Consider the following 20,099-nt stretch of genomic DNA (forward strand, 5'->3'; position numbering starts at 1 on the left):
GTTAGGGCACTCCTGCACCCGGCTGACCAGCGCTGTCAGCGAGTTCGCGCGACTCGAAGCAGGCCGCGCCCAAGGTCGTAGATACTGGTGCTTTCGTGATCCTCCAGCGCCTCGTGGCGGCGCGAAGCGCATAGGGGATCTCAGTCCGGCAATGACGGCATCAGTGAAGGAGTCCGCCCAGGTGGCGACCGCTACGGAGCATCCGCAGGGATCAGCGAGCAGTACCGCGAGCGCGACTGCCCTTCCACCGGTCCCGGAGCCCGGGCAGGTCGTCAAGGTCCGGGGCTCGACCTGGGCCGTGTCTGATGTCCGTAAGCAGGGGCTTCCACGTAGCCCCGCAGATGAGGGCGTGCCGGGCCTTGCCCATGTGGTCAGCCTGCAGTCGCTGGACGAGGACCGGCTCGGGCAGGAGCTGACGGTGGTCTGGGAGCTGGAGGTCGGGCACACCGTCGCGCCGGACCAGGGGCTGCCGGAGACCGTGCGGGCGGAAGCGTTCGACGATCCGAACACGCTCGCCGCGTTCGTGGACGCAGTCCGCTGGGGTGCGGTCACCTCGGCGGACGCGAACTCCTATCAGGCACCCTTCCGCAGCGGCGCGAATGTGGAGGCGTACCAGCTGGTGCCGCTGAGCCGGGCCCTGCAGTCGTCGCGTACGAACCTGCTGCTCGCGGACGATGTCGGCCTGGGCAAGACCATCGAGGCCGGGCTCGTCGTGCAGGAACTGCTGCTGCGGCACCGTGCGCGGTCCGTGGTGATCGTCTGCCCGCCGAGTCTGTCGTTGAAGTGGCAGGACGAGATGCGGGAGAAGTTCGGCCTCGACTTCGTGATCGTCAACAGTGAGCTGATGGCGAAGGTGCGGCGGAGCCACGGGCTGAACGCCAACCCGTTCCGGCTCTTCCCACGCGTGATCGTGAGCATGGCGTGGCTGCCGTCACTGCGGGCGCAACGCCTGCTGCGCGACGTTCTGGCCGATGTACGCAGCGCGGGCACGGCCAAGCGCTACGCGTTCGACGTGCTGGTGGTCGACGAGGCGCACCATGTGGCGCCGGCCAGCCCGACGACGGCGCCAGGGCAGCGCGGCTACGCGGTGGACAGCAAGCGGACCACCGCAACGATGAAGCTTGCGGAGGCGTGCGAGCACCGGCTGTTCTTGAGCGCGACGCCGCACAACGGCTACTCGGAGTCGTTCACCGCCCTGTTGGAAATGATCGACAGCCGCCGGTTCACACGCGGTGCGGACATTGATGAGCGTGCCCTCAAGGAGGTGATGGTGCGGTGGCTGAAAACCGACCTCCCAGGCAAAGGGTTCAAAACCCGGGAGCTGAAGACTCTCCCCTTCGCCCCGTCGGAGGAGGAGCAGCAGCAGTTCGCGCGACTAGAACGGTTGCTGGCGGAAAGCGCCCGGGCGAACGGTAAGAGATCGGGCGGCGACATCGTCGCGATGCTGTTGAAGAAGCGCTTCCTGTCCAGCCCGTGGTCGTTCGCCCGCACCCTTGAGCTTTATGAGGGCGCGGATGGCGGTGACCGCCAGCTGCGGGTGGACGACGAAGACGAGTACTACACGGAGGTGCTGGGCAGCGGTCAGTCGGACGAGGAGGAGGGTGCTGCCGAGCACCCCGAGTTCACTGCGCTGCGTCACTCCAAGGGCTCGGACCCTCTGGTCGCGGCCACCCGTAGCGAGATCGCCTCACTCATCGAGTGGGGGCGCAGGTACGAACACAAGCCGGACTCGCGGCTGGAAGAACTGCTGACCTTCCTCAACGCCGTCTGCCGGCCGGACGGCACCCACTGGACCAACGAACGCGTCGTGGTGTTCACGGAGTACGCGGCCACCCTTGAATGGATCGACCGCGTCCTGCGGCAGCGCGGCTACAAGGACGTGCTGGAGGTCATCCAGGGTTCGACCCCGACCGAGGAGCGGGAGAAGATCCGCGCCCGTTTCACCGAGAGCCCGGACAAGCACCCGGTCCGCGTTTTGCTCGCCACCGACTCCGCCGGCGAGGGCATCGACCTGCAGACCCACTGCCATCGCCTGGTCAACTTCGACATTCCCTTCAATCCGTCCCGTCTGGAGCAGCGCATCGGCCGGATCGACCGGTACGGACAGACGGAGGTCCCGAAGATCTTCCACTTCGTACCAGTCTCCGGCTCCACGACATACGACGCGGACATGAAGTTCATGGGGATCATCGCGACCAAGGTCGGGCGGGCCACCGAGGACCTCGGCAAGGTCAACCAGGTCATCGACGCCGAAGTGCAGGAGCACTTCGCTCCCACTCGTACGGCGCGCAAGTCCCGGCTGACGGCCCCGGACGACGGCAACGAGGTGATCACCCGCGTGCTGGCCGGCGGGATGGAGCTGAACCGCCAGCTCACCCGGCTGTCGGAGACGTACAACGAGCACAAGGCCGCCATGCATCTCACGCCCGCCAACGCCCGCCGGGTAGTGGACACCGCCCTTACCCTCACCTCCCAGCCCCCGCTCGTCGAGATTGGCGACGACCGCACCGAGGCACAGGTCTTCGAGATTCCGAACCTCGGCCGCTCCTGGCAGCCGGCCTTGCGTGGCCTGGACACCCGCCTGGAGCCGGGTGTCCCGCGCCCTATCACCTTTGACGACCAGGCGGCCCAGAAGCGCACCGACCTCGTCCATATCCACCTCGGGCACGCCCTCATGCAGCGCGCCACCCGCACCTTGCGCTCCGCGCTGTTCAGCACGGACTCCCCCGTACACCGGGTCACCGCCGTCATCGCCCCCGGCCTCCCCGAATCCTGTGTCGCCGCCGTCTCCCGGCTCGTCCTGGTCGGACGCGGCGGGCTGCGCCTGCACGAGGAGGTGTTCCTCACTGGCGTCCGGCTGCGTGGTCAGGCCCTTGCCGAGTCCAAGGTCGAGCAGGTCCTCGACGAGACCCTCGACTCCGCTGATCTGTTCCTCGCCGATGAGAAGGTGCGTGCTCATCTCGCCGAGCAATGGAACGACAACGGTTCCCGGCTGCGTACACGCCTGCTGACCGCAATGGACCGCAAGAGCGCCAGCCGTCAGGAGAAGGTCACCGAGGCGCTCACCCAGCGCCGGGACTCCGATATCAAGCGCGCCCACGAGATCTTCGGCGCCTTCCGGCTCAACCTGCGCGAGTCCCGTGACCGCCTGGAGCAGGCCATCCGTGCCGAGGAAGAGCTGCTGTTCACCGACGACCAGCAGAAGCAGCGCCGCCGGGACCTGCACCACATGAACGAGCGCCTGGACAGCCTGGACGACGAGGAAGCGCGCGAGATCGCCTCGATCCAGGAGCGCTACAGCGACATCAGACCCTACGTATCCGCCGCCGCGGTCGTGTTCGCCCTCACTCCCGAAGACGCGAAGAACGGAATGGTCAAGGCATGAGCCGCCGCTACCCCCCGACCGCCGCCGACCTGCACCGCGCCTGGCTCGAACTCGTCGACACCGACGGCCCCTTCCTCGCCATCCCCGCCCTGGAACGCGTCTACCGCGAAGGCATTCCCCAGCCCGACTCCCGGGCGCTCGACGCCATCAAGGACGCCAAGCCCGCCTTCGAGAAGGCATGGGAGAACTGGGACGAGCACCCGGGCGACGAAGCCGCCCTCGACCTGTACCGCGAGGCCCGCGACACCTGGGTCGACCTTGTCCTGCGCCAGGGCCTGCGCTGGGGTGCCTCCTACACCGTTCCCGCCCCGGCCGCCGTCGAGGTCCGCTCACCCGACTACACCGTCACCGTGTGCGCCGACGGCGCCCTCGTCCACGGCGACACCACCGGGGCTCTCGTCCTGATCACCGACCCCACGGACTCCCTTCGCGACCCGCTCACCGACGGCTGGTCGGCCAGCCCCATCGACCGCATGGAAGAGCTGCTGCGCGCCTCCGGCGTCCCCATCGGCGTCGTCACCGACGGCCGCTGGTGGGCGATCGTCAGCGCCCGCCCGCAGACCATGGTCGCCTCCGGCATCGTCGACGCCCAGACCTGGATCGAAGAGCCCCAGACCCGCAACGCCTTCATCGAACTCCTCCAGCGCCGCCGCCTGGTCGGCGGCAAACAGCAGGACCGGCTTACGGAACTCTTCGGCGAGTCCGTCACCGCCGCCGAGAAGATCACCGAAGCCCTCGGCACCCAGGTCCGCCGCGCCGTCGAACTCATCGTCCAGGCTCTGTCCGAAGGCGCCCTGGACACACAGCGACGCGGCGAGGACGACCCGCTGCCGACGGCAAGGGGCGAGGTCTACGAGGCCGCCGTCACCGTCATGATGCGCGTCGTCTTCCTCCTCTTCGCCGAAGAACGCGGATTGCTGCCCCAGAGCCGCCTCTTCGCCATGGGATACGGCATCAGCGACGAACTCGACCTCCTCGACGCCCGCGAGAAGGAGGAAGGCGAACAGGCCCTCGACGCCACGTTTCTGACCTGGCACCGGCTCCTGGCCACCTCCCAGGCCCTGTACCGGGGCGCGAGCTTCGAGGACCTGCGCCTGCCCGAGTACGGCGGCTCCCTCTTCGACCCGGCCCGCTTCCCCTTCCTCACCGCCTGCGACTCCCAGGACACCCTGGCCATCACGGTCAGCGACCGCGTCATGCTCGAAGTCCTGCGCGCCGTCCAGATCGCCCAGCTGCCCGGCGGAGCACGACGGATCTCCTTCCGCGACATCGACGTCGAACAGATCGGCTACATCTACGAGGGCCTGCTCGGTTACTCCTGCGAACCCGCCGAAGAGATCATCGTCGGCCTCACTGGCAGCGCGGGATCCGAACCCGAGATCCCCCTCGCCACCCTGGAAGAACTCAGCCAGGCCAAGCGCACCGAGACCGCGCTGGCCGACGCGATCCTCGTCTGGATCAAGCAGCATCAGCCGGCTGCGAAGCCGTCCAGCAAGGCCGCCCTCACCAAGGCGCTGAAGGCGGGCGAGACGCTTGATGACGCCGAGATCGCCCTGCGCGACGTCACCGACGACCCGGACCTGCGCGACCGGCTGCGCCCGTTCATTGGCATCATCCGCCGCGACCTGCGCAGTCGCCCACTGGTGGTCGAGCCCGGCGGCGTTCTGCTGGTGGAGACCCCCTCGCGCGCCTCAGCTGGCGCGCACTACACGCCCCGCTCACTGGCCGAGGAAGTCGTCCGGTACGCACTGGAACCTCTGGTCTACTCTCCCGGACCGCACCAGACCGCGGACCAGAACACGTGGCGGCTGATCGAAGCCGACCAGATCCTCGATCTCCGCATCGCTGACATCGCCTGTGGCTCGGGGGCCTTCCTCGTGGCTGCTGCGCGATACCTCGCCGACCGGCTCGTCGAGGCGTGGCAGCGCGATGACGTGGCATATGGGCGAACGCCCCACGACCTGCACGTCCACGCCATAAGGACCGTCGTCGCGACCTGCCTGCACGGCGCCGACATCAACGGCATGGCCGTGGAGATGTGCAAGCTGTCGCTTTGGCTGGTCTCCCTGGACCCGAAACTCCCGTTCTCCTTCGTCGACGACAAGGTCCTGCACGGCAACGCGCTGCTCGGCCTGACCGGCGCCGACCAACTGCGCCGCCTCCACATCGACCCCGCCGCGGCCGGTAACCAGCTCAGCGTTTTCGCCCTGGACGTGGACGACATCCTGGACCAAGCAGCCCGCCTCCGCCGCCAGCTCGCCACCGAGGTCGACGACAACGACCCGCAACGCTCGGCTGCCACGAAGCGACGGCAGTGGCGCCGGTACCAGGAGCTAACCGAGCAACTCGCCGACGTCGCGGACGGGGTGATCGCGGCCGGGCTGCAGTGGGGCGGCAAGCCTGGAAAGCAGCTCAAGGCGGCGTACGAGAACCTGCGCATCGCCGTGGAGAGCGCGTACCCCGCTGGCGGCGACGAGACGGACCGTGAACGGACGATGCTCAACGGCATCCAGGAGACCGGGCTTACTCCGACGGTGACGACGGACTACGCGCGATGGAAGCCGCTGCACTGGATTCTGGCGGTGCCGGATGTGATGGAACGAGGTGGGTTCGACGCGGTGATCGGGAACCCACCATTCCTGGGCGGGACCAAGATTTCCGGAGCCTTGGGCGGAAACGTTCGGGATTGGTTCAGCCACGTACTTGCAGTTGGTCAAGGTGGTGGCCGCGCAGATATCGTGGCGTATTTTTTCCTTCGCGCCACGGAACTCTTGACACCGAAGGGCAATCTCGGCCTCATTGCAACCAATACTATTGCTCAGGGTGACACCCGAGAGACGGGTCTCGACTTCATCGTTAGCAACGGGTTCACTATTACCCGGGCGACGCAGAGTCGTCCTTGGCCTGCCGTAAGCGCCAACTTGGAATATGCAGCAGTATGGGGAAGCCTGGGCGAGGTTTCACCAGAAGTGCCGCGAATGGCGGATGACGTCCCGGTCAGGCGGATCTCGACCCTCCTGGAGGCAAGCGGTCGAATCGAGGGACATCCAGTCAAACTGATCGAGAATCGAGGCGTAACATTTGAAGGATGTAAACCTTATGGTAGCGGTTTCGTAATCACGCAGGAGGAGGCTGCAGACTGGATCAAGGCGGACCCAAAGAACGCCGAGGTCTTGTTCCCCTACCTTAACGGCGAAGACTTGAATTCTCGCCCAGATTCGTCACCTTCTCGTTGGATCATCGATTTCAACGACCGAGCGGAATCTTCTGCTCGGGAGTACACACTACCGTTTGCTCGAATCCTGGAAGAAGTTAAAGGGGAGCGGGCACGGAAATCTAAGGCAGTCAGAGACGCGCCATGGTGGTTGTTTTTTAGGGCACGTCCGGCCATGAGGGCGGCAATTTCAGAGTTGAGTGAGATGCTCGTCCTGACAAGACACTCCGTGACCGTGATGCCTTGCAGGGTCAAAAAGGGTCCCATCCCTAGCGAGGCTACCGTCATCTTTGCCACAGATTCCTTCTCTGATCAGGCAGTGCTGTCTTCAAGTCTGCATCAGTTGTGGGCAATCACGTACGGGTCGACCATGCGGGCCGATATTCGCTACACCCCGTCAGACGTATTCGAAACGTTCCCGCGCCCCGCGCATAGCGATAGACTTTCCGAAGTCGGGAGCATACTCAATGCGGAGCGGCGAAGTATTATGGTCCGCCGCGGCCTGGGGCTGACTAAGCTTTACCATTTGGTGAACGACTCAAACATAAATGACTCTCTGGACGCTGACGTCGCTCGCCTCCGCGAGATCCACGTCGAGCTCGACCGAGCCGTCATGGTCGCCTACGGCTGGGACGACGTCCCCTTGGAACACGACTTCCACACCTACCGCCAGGTGCAACGCTGGACAGTGAGCCCTGCCGCCCGGGTAGAGATCCTCGACCGCCTCCTCGCAGAGAACCATCGCCGTGCTGCATCGCAAGGCGTTGTCAGCCCCACCGGCAACAATGAAGCCATCGCGGAAGAGGAGGGCGACGAGTGACCACCCCCCAGCGGAAGAGCGACCAGCCGGCAGCCGCCGCCCAGGCCCCGCCCTACCGTCTAGCCCGCGACCCGGACGACCGTTCCTGGACGGTGCGCGAGAACCTGGTCGACATCCTGGAGCGTGAGCTCCTTGGCCCGGCCAATGGCCCCGATGAGATCCTCGAAGGCGTCCCCGACTCGGCGTACCTGATCGGTCGGATTGCGCCCGTGCGGCTAACCGCCGGCCGCGACGACCCCGGCGAGGCGGGCTCGGACGAGGCCGCGAGCGACGTAGGCGATGCAGTGGACGCCGCCGAGAGCCGGGGCGTGCCACTGACCGCCGTCGACGACAGCAGTGCCAGCTCGGATGAGGACGAGGTCGAGGACCAGCCGCAGAAGCGCGGGCTGATGATCCCGGCGTCGATGGGGCTGCGGTGCCAGATCCCCGACGATCTGGACGAGTTCACGGTGACCGCCTCGTGGGGAACGTACGAGCCGGTGAAGGAGAAGCGCGGGGAGGGTGCGGACGGGTCCGAGGGCGATGCGCCCCCTCCTGCCTTCCGTCGTTTCCAGCGCACCCCGCACGCCATCGCCAAGACGATCAAGATCGCCGATCTAAAGCCGTCCCGTACTTCCGAGATCCCGCTCAAGGACAAGGTCGTACTGCGCGTGGATCGTTACGACGATGCCGAGCGAGGTTGTCGGCTGATCGAGGTGGCGCTCTGCAACGACCGAGAGACCCCCCGCAAGATCCCCGTCGAGGCGTGGCTGTACCAGACCAAGCTATCGGTGTCGGCCAGTGGCGCTGAGGTGTTCTTGCCGGTCAATGACGTACTCCTCGACACCCGCCAGGAGCCGGACGACGAACTGCGGCGGCTGCGGCTTCAGTACCGCAACCGTCTGGAGTTCGCCCATGGCCGGACCTGCTCGGTGGACTGGAAGGTAGCCGAGGGAGCGCGCAGGGCCAGCGAGGTCTGGACGACGTGGCTGCCGGTGAGTGAGACGCCTCAGACGGCCGCCGAGGAGATCGGCGCGGCCCTGCTGGACATGCGCAAGCTCCAGGAGGCGTCGACCGACGAACTGCGTACGGGTCTTGAGCCGATCGTCGCGGGTTACACGGCCTGGCTGGATGGCGAGGAGCAGCGGGCCGAGGTGCTTCCGGAGCATCTGCGGTCCGAGGGTTTGGACGCGGTCACCGAGGCGCGTCGGGTGCAGCGCCAGCTTGAGGAGGGTCTGAAGCATCTCCTCAGGGATGAGGAGGCGCTGCGCTGCTTCCGGTTCATGAACCGGGTGATGGCCGATCAGCGTGTGCAGTCCCAAGTCGCGGAGCGGCGAGCGAGTCGCCCGGAGGAGAGCATCGACGAGGCTCGCGAGGCGATCCTCGCGGAGAAGGGAGCCCTGGCGCATTCGTGGCGTACCTTCCAGCTCGCCTTCGTGCTCATGCAGTTGCCATTGCTGTCCGACCCGGCGGCCGAGAAGCGGTCGGGGGATCTGGCCAAGGCGCAGCTGCTGTTCTTCCCGACCGGTGGTGGCAAGACGGAGGCGTATCTGGGTCTGGCCGCGTACACGTTCGCGATCCGGCGCCGCCAAGGCGTCGTGGATGCCTTTGAGGGGCCATTGGACGGACGGTCCGGGGTGGCCGTTCTCATGCGGTACACGTTGCGTCTGCTCACCGCCCAGCAGTTCCAGCGCGCCACCGCCCTGGTGTGCGCAGCGGAGATGGCGCGGCGCGATGATGTGGCGACCTGGGGAGACGAGCCGTTCCGGATCGGGCTGTGGGTCGGTACCGATGTGAGCCCGAAGCGGTATGACGAGGCTGCCGAGCAGTTGCAGAAGGCCCACGGGGGCCGCGGGTATCGGCTGACGGTGCTGCAGATCCAGCGCTGCCCGTGGTGCGGGACGCGGGTCGAGGCGCGGGATGTGCGCACGGAGCCCGCGCTGCGTCGGGTGTACGTGTACTGCGGTGACGAGCTGGCCGAGTGCCCGTTCTCTGACGGCGGTGAGGTCCCCGACGGGCTGCCGGTCCTCACGGTCGACGAGGAGATCTACCGGCTCGCGCCGGCGTTCGTCATCGCCACAGTGGACAAGTTCGCCCGTCTGGCGCGGGAGGGCGAGGCGGCCTCGCTCTTCGGGCATGTCTCGCGACGTTGCGAGCGGCACGGCTTCGTGCACCCCGACTATCAGCAGTGCGATATCAAGAACGGCAGCAAGCACCCCAAGAAGGACGGCCATCCGGCCGCTCCCGTGCACCCGGCCACCCGGCTCCGGCCCCCGGATCTGGTCATCCAGGACGAGCTTCACCTGATCACGGGAGCCCTTGGCACCACGGTGGGCCTGTTTGAGGTGGCCATCGACGTGATGTCCGACTGGCGTACGAAGGACGGGCGCCCGGTTCGTCCGCTCCTTGTCGCCTCCACCGCCACCGCACGCAACGCGTCCGACCAGGTACATGCGTTGTACGGGCGGGACGTCACTATCTTCCCGCCGCAGGTCCTGGATGCCGGGAACACCTTCTTTTCCAAGGAGATCCCGGTCTCCGAGGACAAGCCGGGTCGCCGGTACGTCGGGATCAGTACGACCGGGGTGCGCTTGACCACGGCGGAGATCCGGGTTGCCGAGGTTCTCATGGCCGGCGGGCAACTGCTTCTTGACCGCTCCGGCAGCGTGGCCGATCCGTACATGAGCCTGGTCGGCTACTTCAGCGCTACCCGTGAATTGGCCGGCATGGCACGGTATATGAGCGACGACATCCAGACCGCGCTCGCCAAGGGCCGCCCCTGGTCGAAGCTTCCCCGCCGCACGGGTACCAATTACGGGTCGCTGCACGTCGCCGAGCTGACGTCACGTGTGGCCAGCGCCGACATCACCGCGACCCTCGACCAGATGGCGGTGTCATTCGATCCAGGTTTCGACTCCACCGCGGGCAAGCGGAACCGGCGCGCGTTGCGGGAGGCGAAGAACCCTGAGCCCACGCGCGAGGTGAACCCGTACGACGTGGTACTGGCCACCTCCATGCTGCAGGTGGGGGTCGACGTGACCCGGCTCGGTCTGATGCTCGTTGTAGGCCAGCCGAAAAACACCGCCGAGTACATCCAGGCGTCTTCCCGCGTCGGCCGGGCAGCAGACCGGCCGGGCCTGGTCCTCGCGCTGGGGAACTGGGCGCGCCCCAGGGACCTCGCCCACTTCGAGCAGTTCCGCCACTACCACGAGACGTTCTACGCGCAGGTCGAGGCACTGTCCGTGACTCCCTTCTCGGTGACCTCGCTGGAACGCGGTCTGGACGGTGTGCTGGTCAGCGCGGCCAGGGTTTTGCAGGCCCCAAAGGCCGGCCCCGGCCAAGGGCTGTCCCCGGAGGACGGCGCGGCCCGTATCGAGGCCGAGCAGCACTTCGCCGGTGAGCTCATCGACGCCCTAGTGCGCCGGATTGCGCGGGCCGGCGACGAGGACGCGTCCAACCGCGCCCGCCTGCGCTTGGAAAACCGCCTTGATCAGTGGGGCAAGCGTCGCAAGCACCTCGTAGAGCTGCGTAAGTCACTGGTGTACGAGAGGGTTCTGGACGACAGCCGGCACGATGCCCTGATGATGAGCGCGGAGAACGCGAAGGCGGGCCTTGACACACGGGACGCGCCGCCGTTCATCGTGGCGAACTCGATGCGTGAGGTTCAGCCAGAGATCAACTTGTTGGTGAGCCCAATCAAGGAACGACTGGTGTACCGAGCACCTGACTATGCCCCGAAGTGGCAGATGCCGGAGGACAATTCATGAGTGACGAGACGCGGTTCGTCTACGACGTCACTCACGCCGTCGACCCACTGGGCGATCTGGAGCAGGAGGCGGAGAAGGCCACCAAGCACAACCGCGCCAAGGTCGGCTCAGCCCGCCCCTCCTCCCTGCTTTACACCTACGGTCCCGGCGCGATCATGGACCTGCCACAGTTCACGATCATGCCCACTGGCTTGGACGAGTGGGACCGCATCTGGCAGCGGCGTGACTCCGCGCCTCCTCAGATCCACGCTCCACGGCTGCGTGACGTGGTCCGGATGATGCTGCGCTCCCCCGACGTGCAGCTGCGGCCGTATCCCTGGCAGCCGAAGAAGCACAGCCGGTCCGCCGAGGGCAACGACCTCGGCGTCCCGTCCCGGGTCTTCCCGCAGTGGCTACGGTGCACTGGCTGCGACATGCTCGGGTTGCTCGCCCAGTTCGACTACCGCAATACGCATCCCTTCCGCACCGACCTGGCTGTCTTCGAGCATGCCAAGTGCACGGGGCGCGCGGGTGGCCGCACCCGCAAGCCGATGCGGCGCACCGCCATCCCGGCCCGTTATCTGCTGGCCTGCGTCGACGGGCACCTGGACGAGTTCCCGTACGACCTGTGGGTGCATCGCGGGCAGCCATGCAGCAAGGCAGAACTGCCCGCCCTGAAGATGGTCGACCGGACGGCCGGGAAGGGTGCCTCGGCCGTCATCCAGTGCGCATCCTGCGACTTGCGGCGCCCGATGAACGAGGCACAGGGCGAGGCCGGCAAGGCGAAACTGCCGAAGTGTCGCGGACGTCACCCGCACCTGGACGCCTTCGAGCCCAGGGGGTGCGGCAACGACACCCGGCTGATGCTCGTCGGGGCCTCCAACCTGTGGTTCCCGGCCACCCAGTCGATCATCGTCATGCCGGAGTCCCAGGAAGAAAAAGCCAGTGACCTGGCCGACCGGGTCCGCACCGCGCTCGGCGACAAGCTCGCCAAGTACCGCGCCAGCCTCGACCTGATCAGGGACCTGCTGGGGATGGACGGCGGCGTAGACGTAACCGGCCTGTCTGACCACGACCTGGAACAAATCCTTCAGGCCGCCTCCGCACCCACCGACACTCCGGAGGAGCAGGAAGAGAAGCTCCGCGACTGGGATCCGGTCGACCTTCTCGTACCTGAATGGCGTTACTTGCTGCGCGACATCGTCGGCACCCGCGTCGAGGACCCCAAGAGCGGCCTCACCCTCGCCACCCGCGAGCGAGGCGAGACCCTGCAGCCGGAGATCACCCGCGTCCTCGCGGTCGAACGTCTCCGCAAGGTGAATGCCTTGGTCGGCTTCACCCGCATTGATGACATGGACCGCGTCGGCGACCTCCCGCGCCGCCTGGCCCCACTGACCCGTACACCACGACCGGCCTGGACCGTAGCAACCGAGGACCGGGGCGAAGGCATCTTCCTCCAGCTCGACGAGAACGCAGTCGCCGCATGGGAAAAACGCGTCCTTGACACCGACATGTGGAAGTTCCACCGCGAGGCACACGTCAGAAACTTCCGACGCCGCTTCTCCGACACCGCCGACCAGGTCGACCCCGATACCCGCCTGAAGCCCCCGCGCTACTGGCTCATCCACACATTCGCCCACATCTTGATCCGCGAACTCGCCCTCACCTGCGGCTACTCGGCGGCAAGTCTCAGCGAACGCCTCTACGCCTGGCCCGCCGCGGAGGGCCGAGACCCGTCGGCCGGCCTTCTGATCTGCACAACGGCGTCCGACAGCGACGGCACCCTCGGCGGCCTCGTCCAACTCAGCGAGCCTTCCCGCCTCCAAAGGGTCGTCGACAGCGCGCTACGCAAGGCCGCCCGATGCTCCTCCGACCCCATCTGCTCGAAGCGCACCCCGCAGGACCCTGAGGACTTCCTCCACGGTGCCGCCTGCCATTGCTGTGTCATGGCCTCGGAGACCTCCTGCGAACGCGCCAACCGTTTCCTCGACCGCCGCTTCCTCCTCGACCTGCCCGGCAGCAACCTCGGGTTCTTCCAGATCCATGAGTGAGGCGGACGCGCCACGACGCCTTGGCCAACTCCTCACCGGGACCGAGGCCAAAGGCATCGCGGACCGGCTCGCCGACGGTGACACCCTCACCGCAGCGCTCAAGGTCGTCGCGGTCGGCCAGCGGGCAGAGGTCCGACGCCTTCTGGAGGCGGTTGCCAGCGGCACCGGGCCAAGGCGCCAACAGGTCCTGGCCCTGCGCGCAATCGAGGGGGCACGGGCTCTGCCGACTACTTTGTCACCGCTCTGGACCATGCCCGGACACCTCGTCCAGAGCGGGCCGCTCACCACCTCGGTGACCCGCCTCGTGGACAGCGCACGCCACGCAATCACGTGCTCGACCTTCAACTTCCAACGGAGTTCAGCGCTTTGGAAGTCGTTACGAGAAGCCGCACAGCGTGACGACATCGCCGTCCGCGTCTATATGGACGCCCGGGCCGCGGACGGCGTCGGACAGCAACGGTCCCCGACGACTGCAGAAGTCGCTGCGCACCTAGCGCCGGCCGAGGTCTGGCGAACCAAGCAGTTCGACGGCACATACGTCCGCAACCACGCCAAGTTCCTCGCCATCGATCACCACCTTCTCCTGGTGACCAGCGCGAACTTCTCCTGGAGCGCGGAGAACAACAACGTCGAGTTCGGCGTCCTCATCGACAACCCGAACCTTGCCGAAGCCGTCGAGCGCGAGCTGCGCGAGGCGGAGGGCGCCCTGTACGAACGGATTTCCTGACGTCTCGCAGAGCGGCCTTCCGGAGCCTCTCTGTGAGAACCAGGCGTCGCCTACCCACCCGAGCTGCATCGCCAACAAACAACGGTGCCCTCGCCGGACACTGCACGCCGTCGTAGCCCGGCGTGCGCAGACGCCCTGCCGGAGTTTTCCGGCGGGCTTCGTCGTCCCACAGGGGGTAGCAGTGCGCCCGGCCGGCAGATGAGCTGGCCGGGCGCTTCGCTTCTACCATGAACGGCGGGGGCCGCCGCGCCGTCTCACTCAGAGGCGAGACACGCAGCCGGTACCCCGCGTTCACCAAGCAGTGTTCTGAGCGACGAGACCGGATCCGGTGCGGCGGTGATGGCGGTGACCTCCCTATCACTGATCCGGATGGTCGGGAGCCAGTCGTGCACGGGCGGCAGCAGATCCGCCAGTGCGTCCCTGAAGGCGCGTTGCCGATGGCGCCCGCCCTCGCCAGGGAATAACGGCGGCTTTGACTTGCCGAAGCCGCCGCCGGGTTCACGCCCAGTCAGAGCCTGCGAGCGGGCCAACCATCGAGAAGCATCGAAGCCGAGCTTCACGCCTGCCGGGTAGTGCTCCAGCGTCAGAGCGCGGGCTGCGGTGAAGTGCTGCTTCTCGTCAACCTCCAGGATCTGCTGCTGCCCGTTCTCGTAGGTCAGCAGGACGTCCAGGCTCCGCCGTTCGCGAGAAGGGGCCTGCTCCGGCAGGACCAGCCCAGTGAGTGCGCCGTAGATGGCCGCGACCGTCTCCCACATGCCGACGCACTCGGTCCGCCCTGGCCGCCGCAACCAGGTCGGACAGCTCTCTGGTTCAATCTCCGCCTTGACCACGTCAGGCAGTAGGCGGGTTATGCCGTCCTGTAGCTCCTTCACGCCGACACCCTCTCACCCTGATTAACCATCCGAGTATCGGCGACGCCTCTGACACCAACTCACTCTCGTTGGTCCTGCCTCCGGCCTTCCAGCACGGCCGGGCAGCGCCGCCCACATACGTCCACCAGCTTCCGCGCGCGTGGTCGATTGTCGATCGCGGGTCCAGCCCAGCCAGCGGGCTGGTGAGTTCTGCACGTCATCGAGCAGGGCAGCATCGTCATCTCCACTATGGAAGGGCAGGCGATTTTCGGGATGTTGTCCGTGCTCGCCAGACCCCAGCGCGAGCTGATCGTGGCGAACACCAACGACGGGCTCGCCTCCGCGAGGGCCCGCGGCCGGTGCGGGAGCCCGAGCCCAAGCTCACTCCCCACCAGGCCAAGCTCGCCCAGCAGCTCTACGACGCCCGGGAGGAGACCGTCCAGGGGAGTTCGGGGCCTGTTTTTCTGGTCGCCCCTGTTAGTTGGTGCTGGCGTTGTGCAGGTGTTCACCGAAGAATCCCACGACGATCAGGCCGCTTTGATCCGTGTCATCGAGGTAGTGCAAGCGGGGCGCAGGTGGCGCTCCGTCGCCGATGCGAATGTGTTCCAGCATTGCCGCGTATCCCGACGGGTCAATACCCTCGGGGACCGGGAGTCTCCTGTCAGCCTTGCCGCGAGGGCTGCTGCTGGCGAACTTCCCCTCGTTCAGAATCACCTTGACTGGCGAGAGCAACGGCGATGGGCGGCTGCCGCAGTACGCCCTCAGATTGGCGAAGTCAGGGCCCGCCCCGCGGCCGCGCGCCCTGGTCAGATTCTTATCTTCGGCGTACGCCTGGATCATCGCGAGGGCGTCTGCAAGGCGATCCCTCCAGAGCGACGCCTTTTGATGGTGCTCCAGCCGCTCGGCCTCGTCAGGGTCAGCGGTGATCACGAGCAGCGTGCAGTAGCGCTTCGCTTGTTCGAGGACGCCGCAAAGGGTGGGTGCATCCAACCTCAGCTGGAGGGCCTCCGCGTCTCCCACCACAATGCCGTCCGCCTGCCGGGGTCGCAGGCGTGCGATGGCAGTGTCACGGGCGCGTAGGGCTGCGTCTCGCTCCTCCTCTGCAGCTCTGAGCAGCTCAGTGAGGCCGTCCCGCTCCTTCTCCGCCGCCCTGAGCTGAGCTTCCAACTCAGCGACCTCGGGTTCTTTCGGCAGGTACTGCACTTCCTGCACCAAGTCAGGGATCATCGATTCGAGTTTCGCTTTGAGGTCATCATGCTGGTCGATCACTTTGGCGTAGGACCTTGCCCTAATCTCGGCCTCGCGGCGCGCGTCCCTTTCTATTTCAGCAAGGTGCTGGTACTTCGCGGTCTCCTTCCTGCATTCCTCCACGAGTGCCTTGGACAAATTCTTAACGTTCTCGTCGAGCAACACCAGCTCAGCATGGGCCTTGATGTTGCAGCGCTGCTCCGCTGCAGGGCCAAACGGGCTCCGCGCTATCGGGTTCATGCATCCCCCTCAATGTCCGTGTGGGGTCGATCGTATGGGCGGAGCGTGACGGCCCTGACCAGTACCAGCGAGTTACTTGTCCCCTGGTGCCTGAGTCACTGAACTCTTTGGAGTGTTGTCGGCTGATGCGTGAGCTTGAGTCCAGTGCCGGCAAGGCACCCGCCGCTCAGGTCTGGGCGGAGCTGAATATGACGCACACCCCAGCGGAGGGTGCGTTCGGGATGGTCGTCGTCGGTGAAGGCGGTGTTGGCCAGCAGACCGCGCCGTAACAGCGGCCAAACACCTCCACCGGTTTCAGATCCGGTACGCAAGAGGGTAATTGGGCGATAGCGAACCAGTCGAGCTTGTTCGCGTACTCGCGCATCCCGGCGGACCAGTGGGTGTTGAGCTCGTCCCAGATTAGGACGATAGGGGCTTTGAGCTGGATGTGGGGCGCAGGACCAAGTCGCGACAGTCGGTCCAAGCGAGGCTGTTGCGTACTGCACCCCGGTGCTTGCAGTGCTTGCGGTGCTTGCGCGGCCGGTAGACCAACCGGGAGGAGTCGCCCGCCCGGTAGTAGCACATAGCGGCGATCGACCAGCCCGCCAGGACCGGCCGCGCACCCGCACCACGGGCGTGCGACGCGCCGGAACGGATCAGCGTGTGAGCCCGGCCAGCGGAAAGCGAATCGCCCGGTCGGCTGACTACATGTAGTGGGCGTAGCGGGTGGCGACAGCCTGGTCGGGCGGGCAGAAGCGCAGGACGGATTTGACCTGGTTGGCCGTGCGCAGGGTGACGGGCAGGCGGCCGTCGAGGCGGGTCTGGTTCCAGTTCATCTTGGTCAGGGCGAGGACTTCGGCTGCCAGTTCGCGGGGGTTGCGGGTGGGGGTCACGGGCCTGATGCCGATCGGGCGCGGAATGTACATGCCGGGGTAGGTTCGGTAGAACTCGATGCTGCCGGTGGCGTACAGCGCGAGTTCGCGTTCGCCGAGGGTGACGAGGGTGCCGCGCAGGGGCGGTGCGTCTCCGGGACGGAAGGCTGCGGCTCCTTCGCTGCTGGTGATCCAGCTCATCTCCAGCGTGTCGATGAACCGTTCGTCCGCGGCGTCTTGGAAGCCGCCTGCCTCGTCGTCGGTGAAGGCCGAGGTCTTGTGCAGCACGATGCGCGCGGGTGCGGTGTGGTGCTCGCGCCGGTAGGCGCCCAGGGCGTGGACCAGGAGGGCGTGCGCGTCGGCGCGGACCAGGTGGGGCTGGCGGTCGGTGCGGCTGATCCTCGCCGGCCCTCCGCGCACGATCACGCCGTCCCCGCGTTCGTTGAATACCTGCGCGACGGAGGTGCTCAGAGAGCTCCCGTCGTCGCTGCGGTAGAAGGCGACACCGACGTAGCAGGTCGTGAGGTCAGCGGGACTGCGCAGGAGGCGCCACGGGACTCCACCGGCCTTGTAGTAAAGGGCGACGTGCAGGTTCCAGGCCCGGCTGGCCTCGTCCTGGCGACTGTGGCCCTCGGGAGGCCGGGTGGCTTCCTCCCAGGTGCTGCGTCGGATGATCTGGATGGGCTGGCGCAGGTGCAGCAGCCGGGCTTTGAGCAGGTCGTGGAAGTTGGCGAACGGAGCCGGGGGCGGCTCGTCGAGCGTGTCCCGGGCTGGAAGCTTGTCGGCCTCCTTCGGGCCGCGGGCTGATCGGCTGGCGGTGTCGATGAGCTGCTCGGGTCTGGCGACCAGGAGGACGTCGACACGGTTCTCGTCAGCCAGGGTCCTGATCTCTTCCGCGTAAATGCTCACGGCCTTGGTCAGGGCTGCCGGCTGGCCGGCGGTCTCGATGGCGCGCAGGTCGCGGCTGCTGATCGCCCGCGTGTTGCGGTCGCTGAAGACAAGGGTGGTGTGCAGACCGCGGTCGGTGTCGCAGCCGGGGAATTCCGGGAAGAGATGCGGGTACTTCTCGTCCTTGGCCGCTATGGGTTCCCGGCAGCGCTCTAGCCATTGGCGCAGCCCGTCGAGTTGGTCCGCAGGACCGACAAGGCCGACGCGGATCGCCCTGGGCGCGTCGGCCACGCCGAGATCAGCGGGACCGTAGTTCGTGATCCCGAACCGTGGATCGATGTGCCGGGCCGCTCCCCCGAATTCCAGTTCTGGTTCGTCAAGGATCACCGAGCTGATCACCGGCCTCGCCTCGCACCGCTCGCCCGTCCCTGACGGGGCGTCCGCAGTCCTGCAGACCTGGCTTTGCTTCCAGGGCTTCTTCGCCGAGGAGCACCCTCGTCGCTCTCGCCGTCCTGGAGCAGGCTGAGGAGATCCTGGGTGTCCGCATCCGCGGCAGCCAGTACAGCGTCCAGACTTTCCTGCCCTCCGGCGGACGGGTCCTGGTCGTCCTCGGGTGTGGCCCCGGACGGCGCCGGCCCCCACAACAGGTCGTCGATACCGCGCTCGACCGTCATGGTGGCCAGCTCGCCGAACTGGACGGGCCGTGCTTCCGTGAACAAGTCGGCCTCCTGGCGCAGGTAGTTGGCCCACATGCGGGTCCAGCCTCGGACCGCCGGATGCCGGTCGAGACGTTTGATCCCCGCCAGGAGCCGGTCGGCGAAAGGGTATTCGGTGTACCCGTCGGTGGTGAAGCAGTAGTCCGGTTCCAGCTGGCAGTACCAGACACCGTCCAGGCGCCGGAATCTCATGCGCAGTGCAGCGTGGTGGTAGTAGCCGACGCGCTGTGGGTCGGACTTCGAGGTGTGCGGACCGAACACGGTCCGGCCGCGTGATCCGGGTCCCTTGCCCGCCTTGCGAGGCCCCAGGTGCGAGGTCGCGCGAAAGTGCATGTGCTTGCGGTCCTTGTGCCACCGCAGTTCCGGATAGGAGCCCTGAACGGTCCGGGAGAGCAGGTCAGCGAAGCGGTGCTGGGTGTCGAGGTCGTCGCTGTCCGCCCACTCTCTGGTCTCGTGCCGCTCGGGATCTCCGTCGCAGAGCACCCGCAAAGGCGAGTCCCGCAGGTCGTGGAACGACAGGACCAGGTTGTCCCGCAGGATCCAGCCGGACTCACGCCGGCCCTGCGTCTCCAGTGCGCCACCGGCCGCGCGGTAGTCAGTGAAGGTCGTCGGGGCCAGATGCACGGTCGGCGGCATCTCGATGACGGGCAGCAGGTTCGTGGTCAGCACTTCGGTGATCGACGCGGGCCGCAGGTACAGGCCCGTCGTCCGCGGCATCGCCAAGCGCAGCAGTGCCTGGGCGGCGTCCCGGTCGAAGCGCTGGGTGTGCTTGTCGATGTCCACGCGGCGGGCAGCACGGCTGACCGCGTCCGGGAACGCCGCCTTGACCTCCACCCACCACGCCTCATGACTCTCGGGGTGGGAAAAGACCAGGATGACCGGCGAGTTACCGGACAGCCAGTGATCAAGATCGCGCTGGTCGCAGAGATAGTGGAAGCCGTCGTCCGTCTCGCCAGAGAAACGCCGGTCCTGCGCCTTGCTCTGGACCAGCAGGGTCAGGTTCAGCACGGCGCGGCTGTCGGGGTCGACCAGATCGATGTGTCCGTCGATGCCGTGATCGACGCGCCGGGGATGGAAGAGGTGGCCCATCTCCAGGCAGCGTCGCTCGATCAGGGCGATGCCCTTCTCACCGATGAACGTCTGGCGCGTCACCGTCTTGCGATCAGCCATCGCCTCATCCTCCTTGCTGGACACGACCCGTCGGCAAGTAGCCGGCCGAGGTGCTCATTCAGGGTATGCGGCACCACTGACAGTCAGGCCCGACCGCATCCAGCGCTCCGCTGACGATCAGGCGTGGCGATGCCTGTGCCAAGACGACTTTCGAGATCGTCACCAACGACGAAAGCGAATGAGCGGCACCGGGCTGCACCAACTCGGCGTATC

Annotated in this window: 9 protein-coding genes and 1 pseudogene; 6 read left to right on the forward strand and 4 right to left on the reverse strand. The window is 66.7% G+C overall.

Annotation, left to right across the window (positions count from 1 at the left end):
• The first annotated feature begins 151 nt into the window (after window positions 1–151).
• From drmD to drmC, 5 genes are read left to right on the forward strand one after another with little or no spacing between them, the layout of a single operon-like run.
• Entirely contained in the window at window positions 152–3,385 is a 3,234-nt protein-coding gene (gene drmD, locus OG802_RS04380; protein ID WP_329407379.1) for a DISARM system SNF2-like helicase DrmD, read from the forward strand.
• Window positions 3,382–7,419, forward strand: coding sequence for an Eco57I restriction-modification methylase domain-containing protein (locus OG802_RS04385; protein WP_329407381.1), 4,038 nt, complete (start codon window positions 3,382–3,384; stop codon window positions 7,417–7,419). Before drmD ends, OG802_RS04385 begins: the two co-directional genes overlap by 4 nt.
• Entirely contained in the window at window positions 7,416–11,165 is a 3,750-nt protein-coding gene (drmA, locus tag OG802_RS04390) for a DISARM system helicase DrmA (protein ID WP_329407383.1), read from the forward strand. Before OG802_RS04385 ends, drmA begins: the two co-directional genes overlap by 4 nt.
• The gene (locus OG802_RS04395; protein ID WP_329407385.1) at window positions 11,162–13,195 is read left to right on the forward strand and encodes a DUF1998 domain-containing protein; all 2,034 of its coding nucleotides are present in this window, start codon (window positions 11,162–11,164) and stop codon (window positions 13,193–13,195) included. Before drmA ends, OG802_RS04395 begins: the two co-directional genes overlap by 4 nt.
• Entirely contained in the window at window positions 13,188–13,922 is a 735-nt protein-coding gene (gene drmC / locus OG802_RS04400; RefSeq protein WP_329407388.1) for a DISARM system phospholipase D-like protein DrmC, read from the forward strand. The genes OG802_RS04395 and drmC overlap by 8 nt, the downstream gene beginning before the upstream one ends.
• Window positions 13,923–14,176: 254 nt before the next feature.
• On the opposite strand, the gene OG802_RS04405 is transcribed toward drmC, so the two are convergent.
• Window positions 14,177–14,794, reverse strand: a complete 618-nt coding sequence (locus OG802_RS04405; protein ID WP_329407390.1) for a hypothetical protein — start codon at window positions 14,792–14,794, stop codon at window positions 14,177–14,179.
• 228 nt (window positions 14,795–15,022) lie between these two features.
• Between OG802_RS04405 and OG802_RS04410 the strand changes: the two are divergent.
• Window positions 15,023–15,073, forward strand: a pseudogene (locus OG802_RS04410) (hypothetical protein); the annotation flags it as partial.
• A 177-nt stretch (window positions 15,074–15,250) separates the two neighbouring features.
• Here the strand turns inward: OG802_RS04410 and OG802_RS04415 are convergent.
• From OG802_RS04415 to OG802_RS04430, 3 genes are all read right to left on the reverse strand, one after another.
• The gene (locus tag OG802_RS04415; RefSeq protein WP_329407391.1) at window positions 15,251–16,261 is read right to left on the reverse strand and encodes a hypothetical protein; all 1,011 of its coding nucleotides are present in this window, start codon (window positions 16,259–16,261) and stop codon (window positions 15,251–15,253) included.
• 683 nt (window positions 16,262–16,944) lie between these two features.
• Entirely contained in the window at window positions 16,945–18,399 is a 1,455-nt protein-coding gene (locus OG802_RS04425) for an argonaute/piwi family protein (protein WP_329407393.1), read from the reverse strand.
• A complete protein-coding gene (locus OG802_RS04430; protein ID WP_329407395.1) occupies window positions 18,396–19,910 on the reverse strand; it encodes a DUF4365 domain-containing protein in 1,515 nt (504 codons plus the stop codon). The genes OG802_RS04425 and OG802_RS04430 overlap by 4 nt, the downstream gene beginning before the upstream one ends.
• Window positions 19,911–20,099: the final 189 nt, after the last annotated feature.

The sequence above is a fragment of the Streptomyces sp. NBC_00704 genome, assembly GCF_036226605.1.
Lineage (GTDB): Bacteria > Actinomycetota > Actinomycetes > Streptomycetales > Streptomycetaceae > Streptomyces.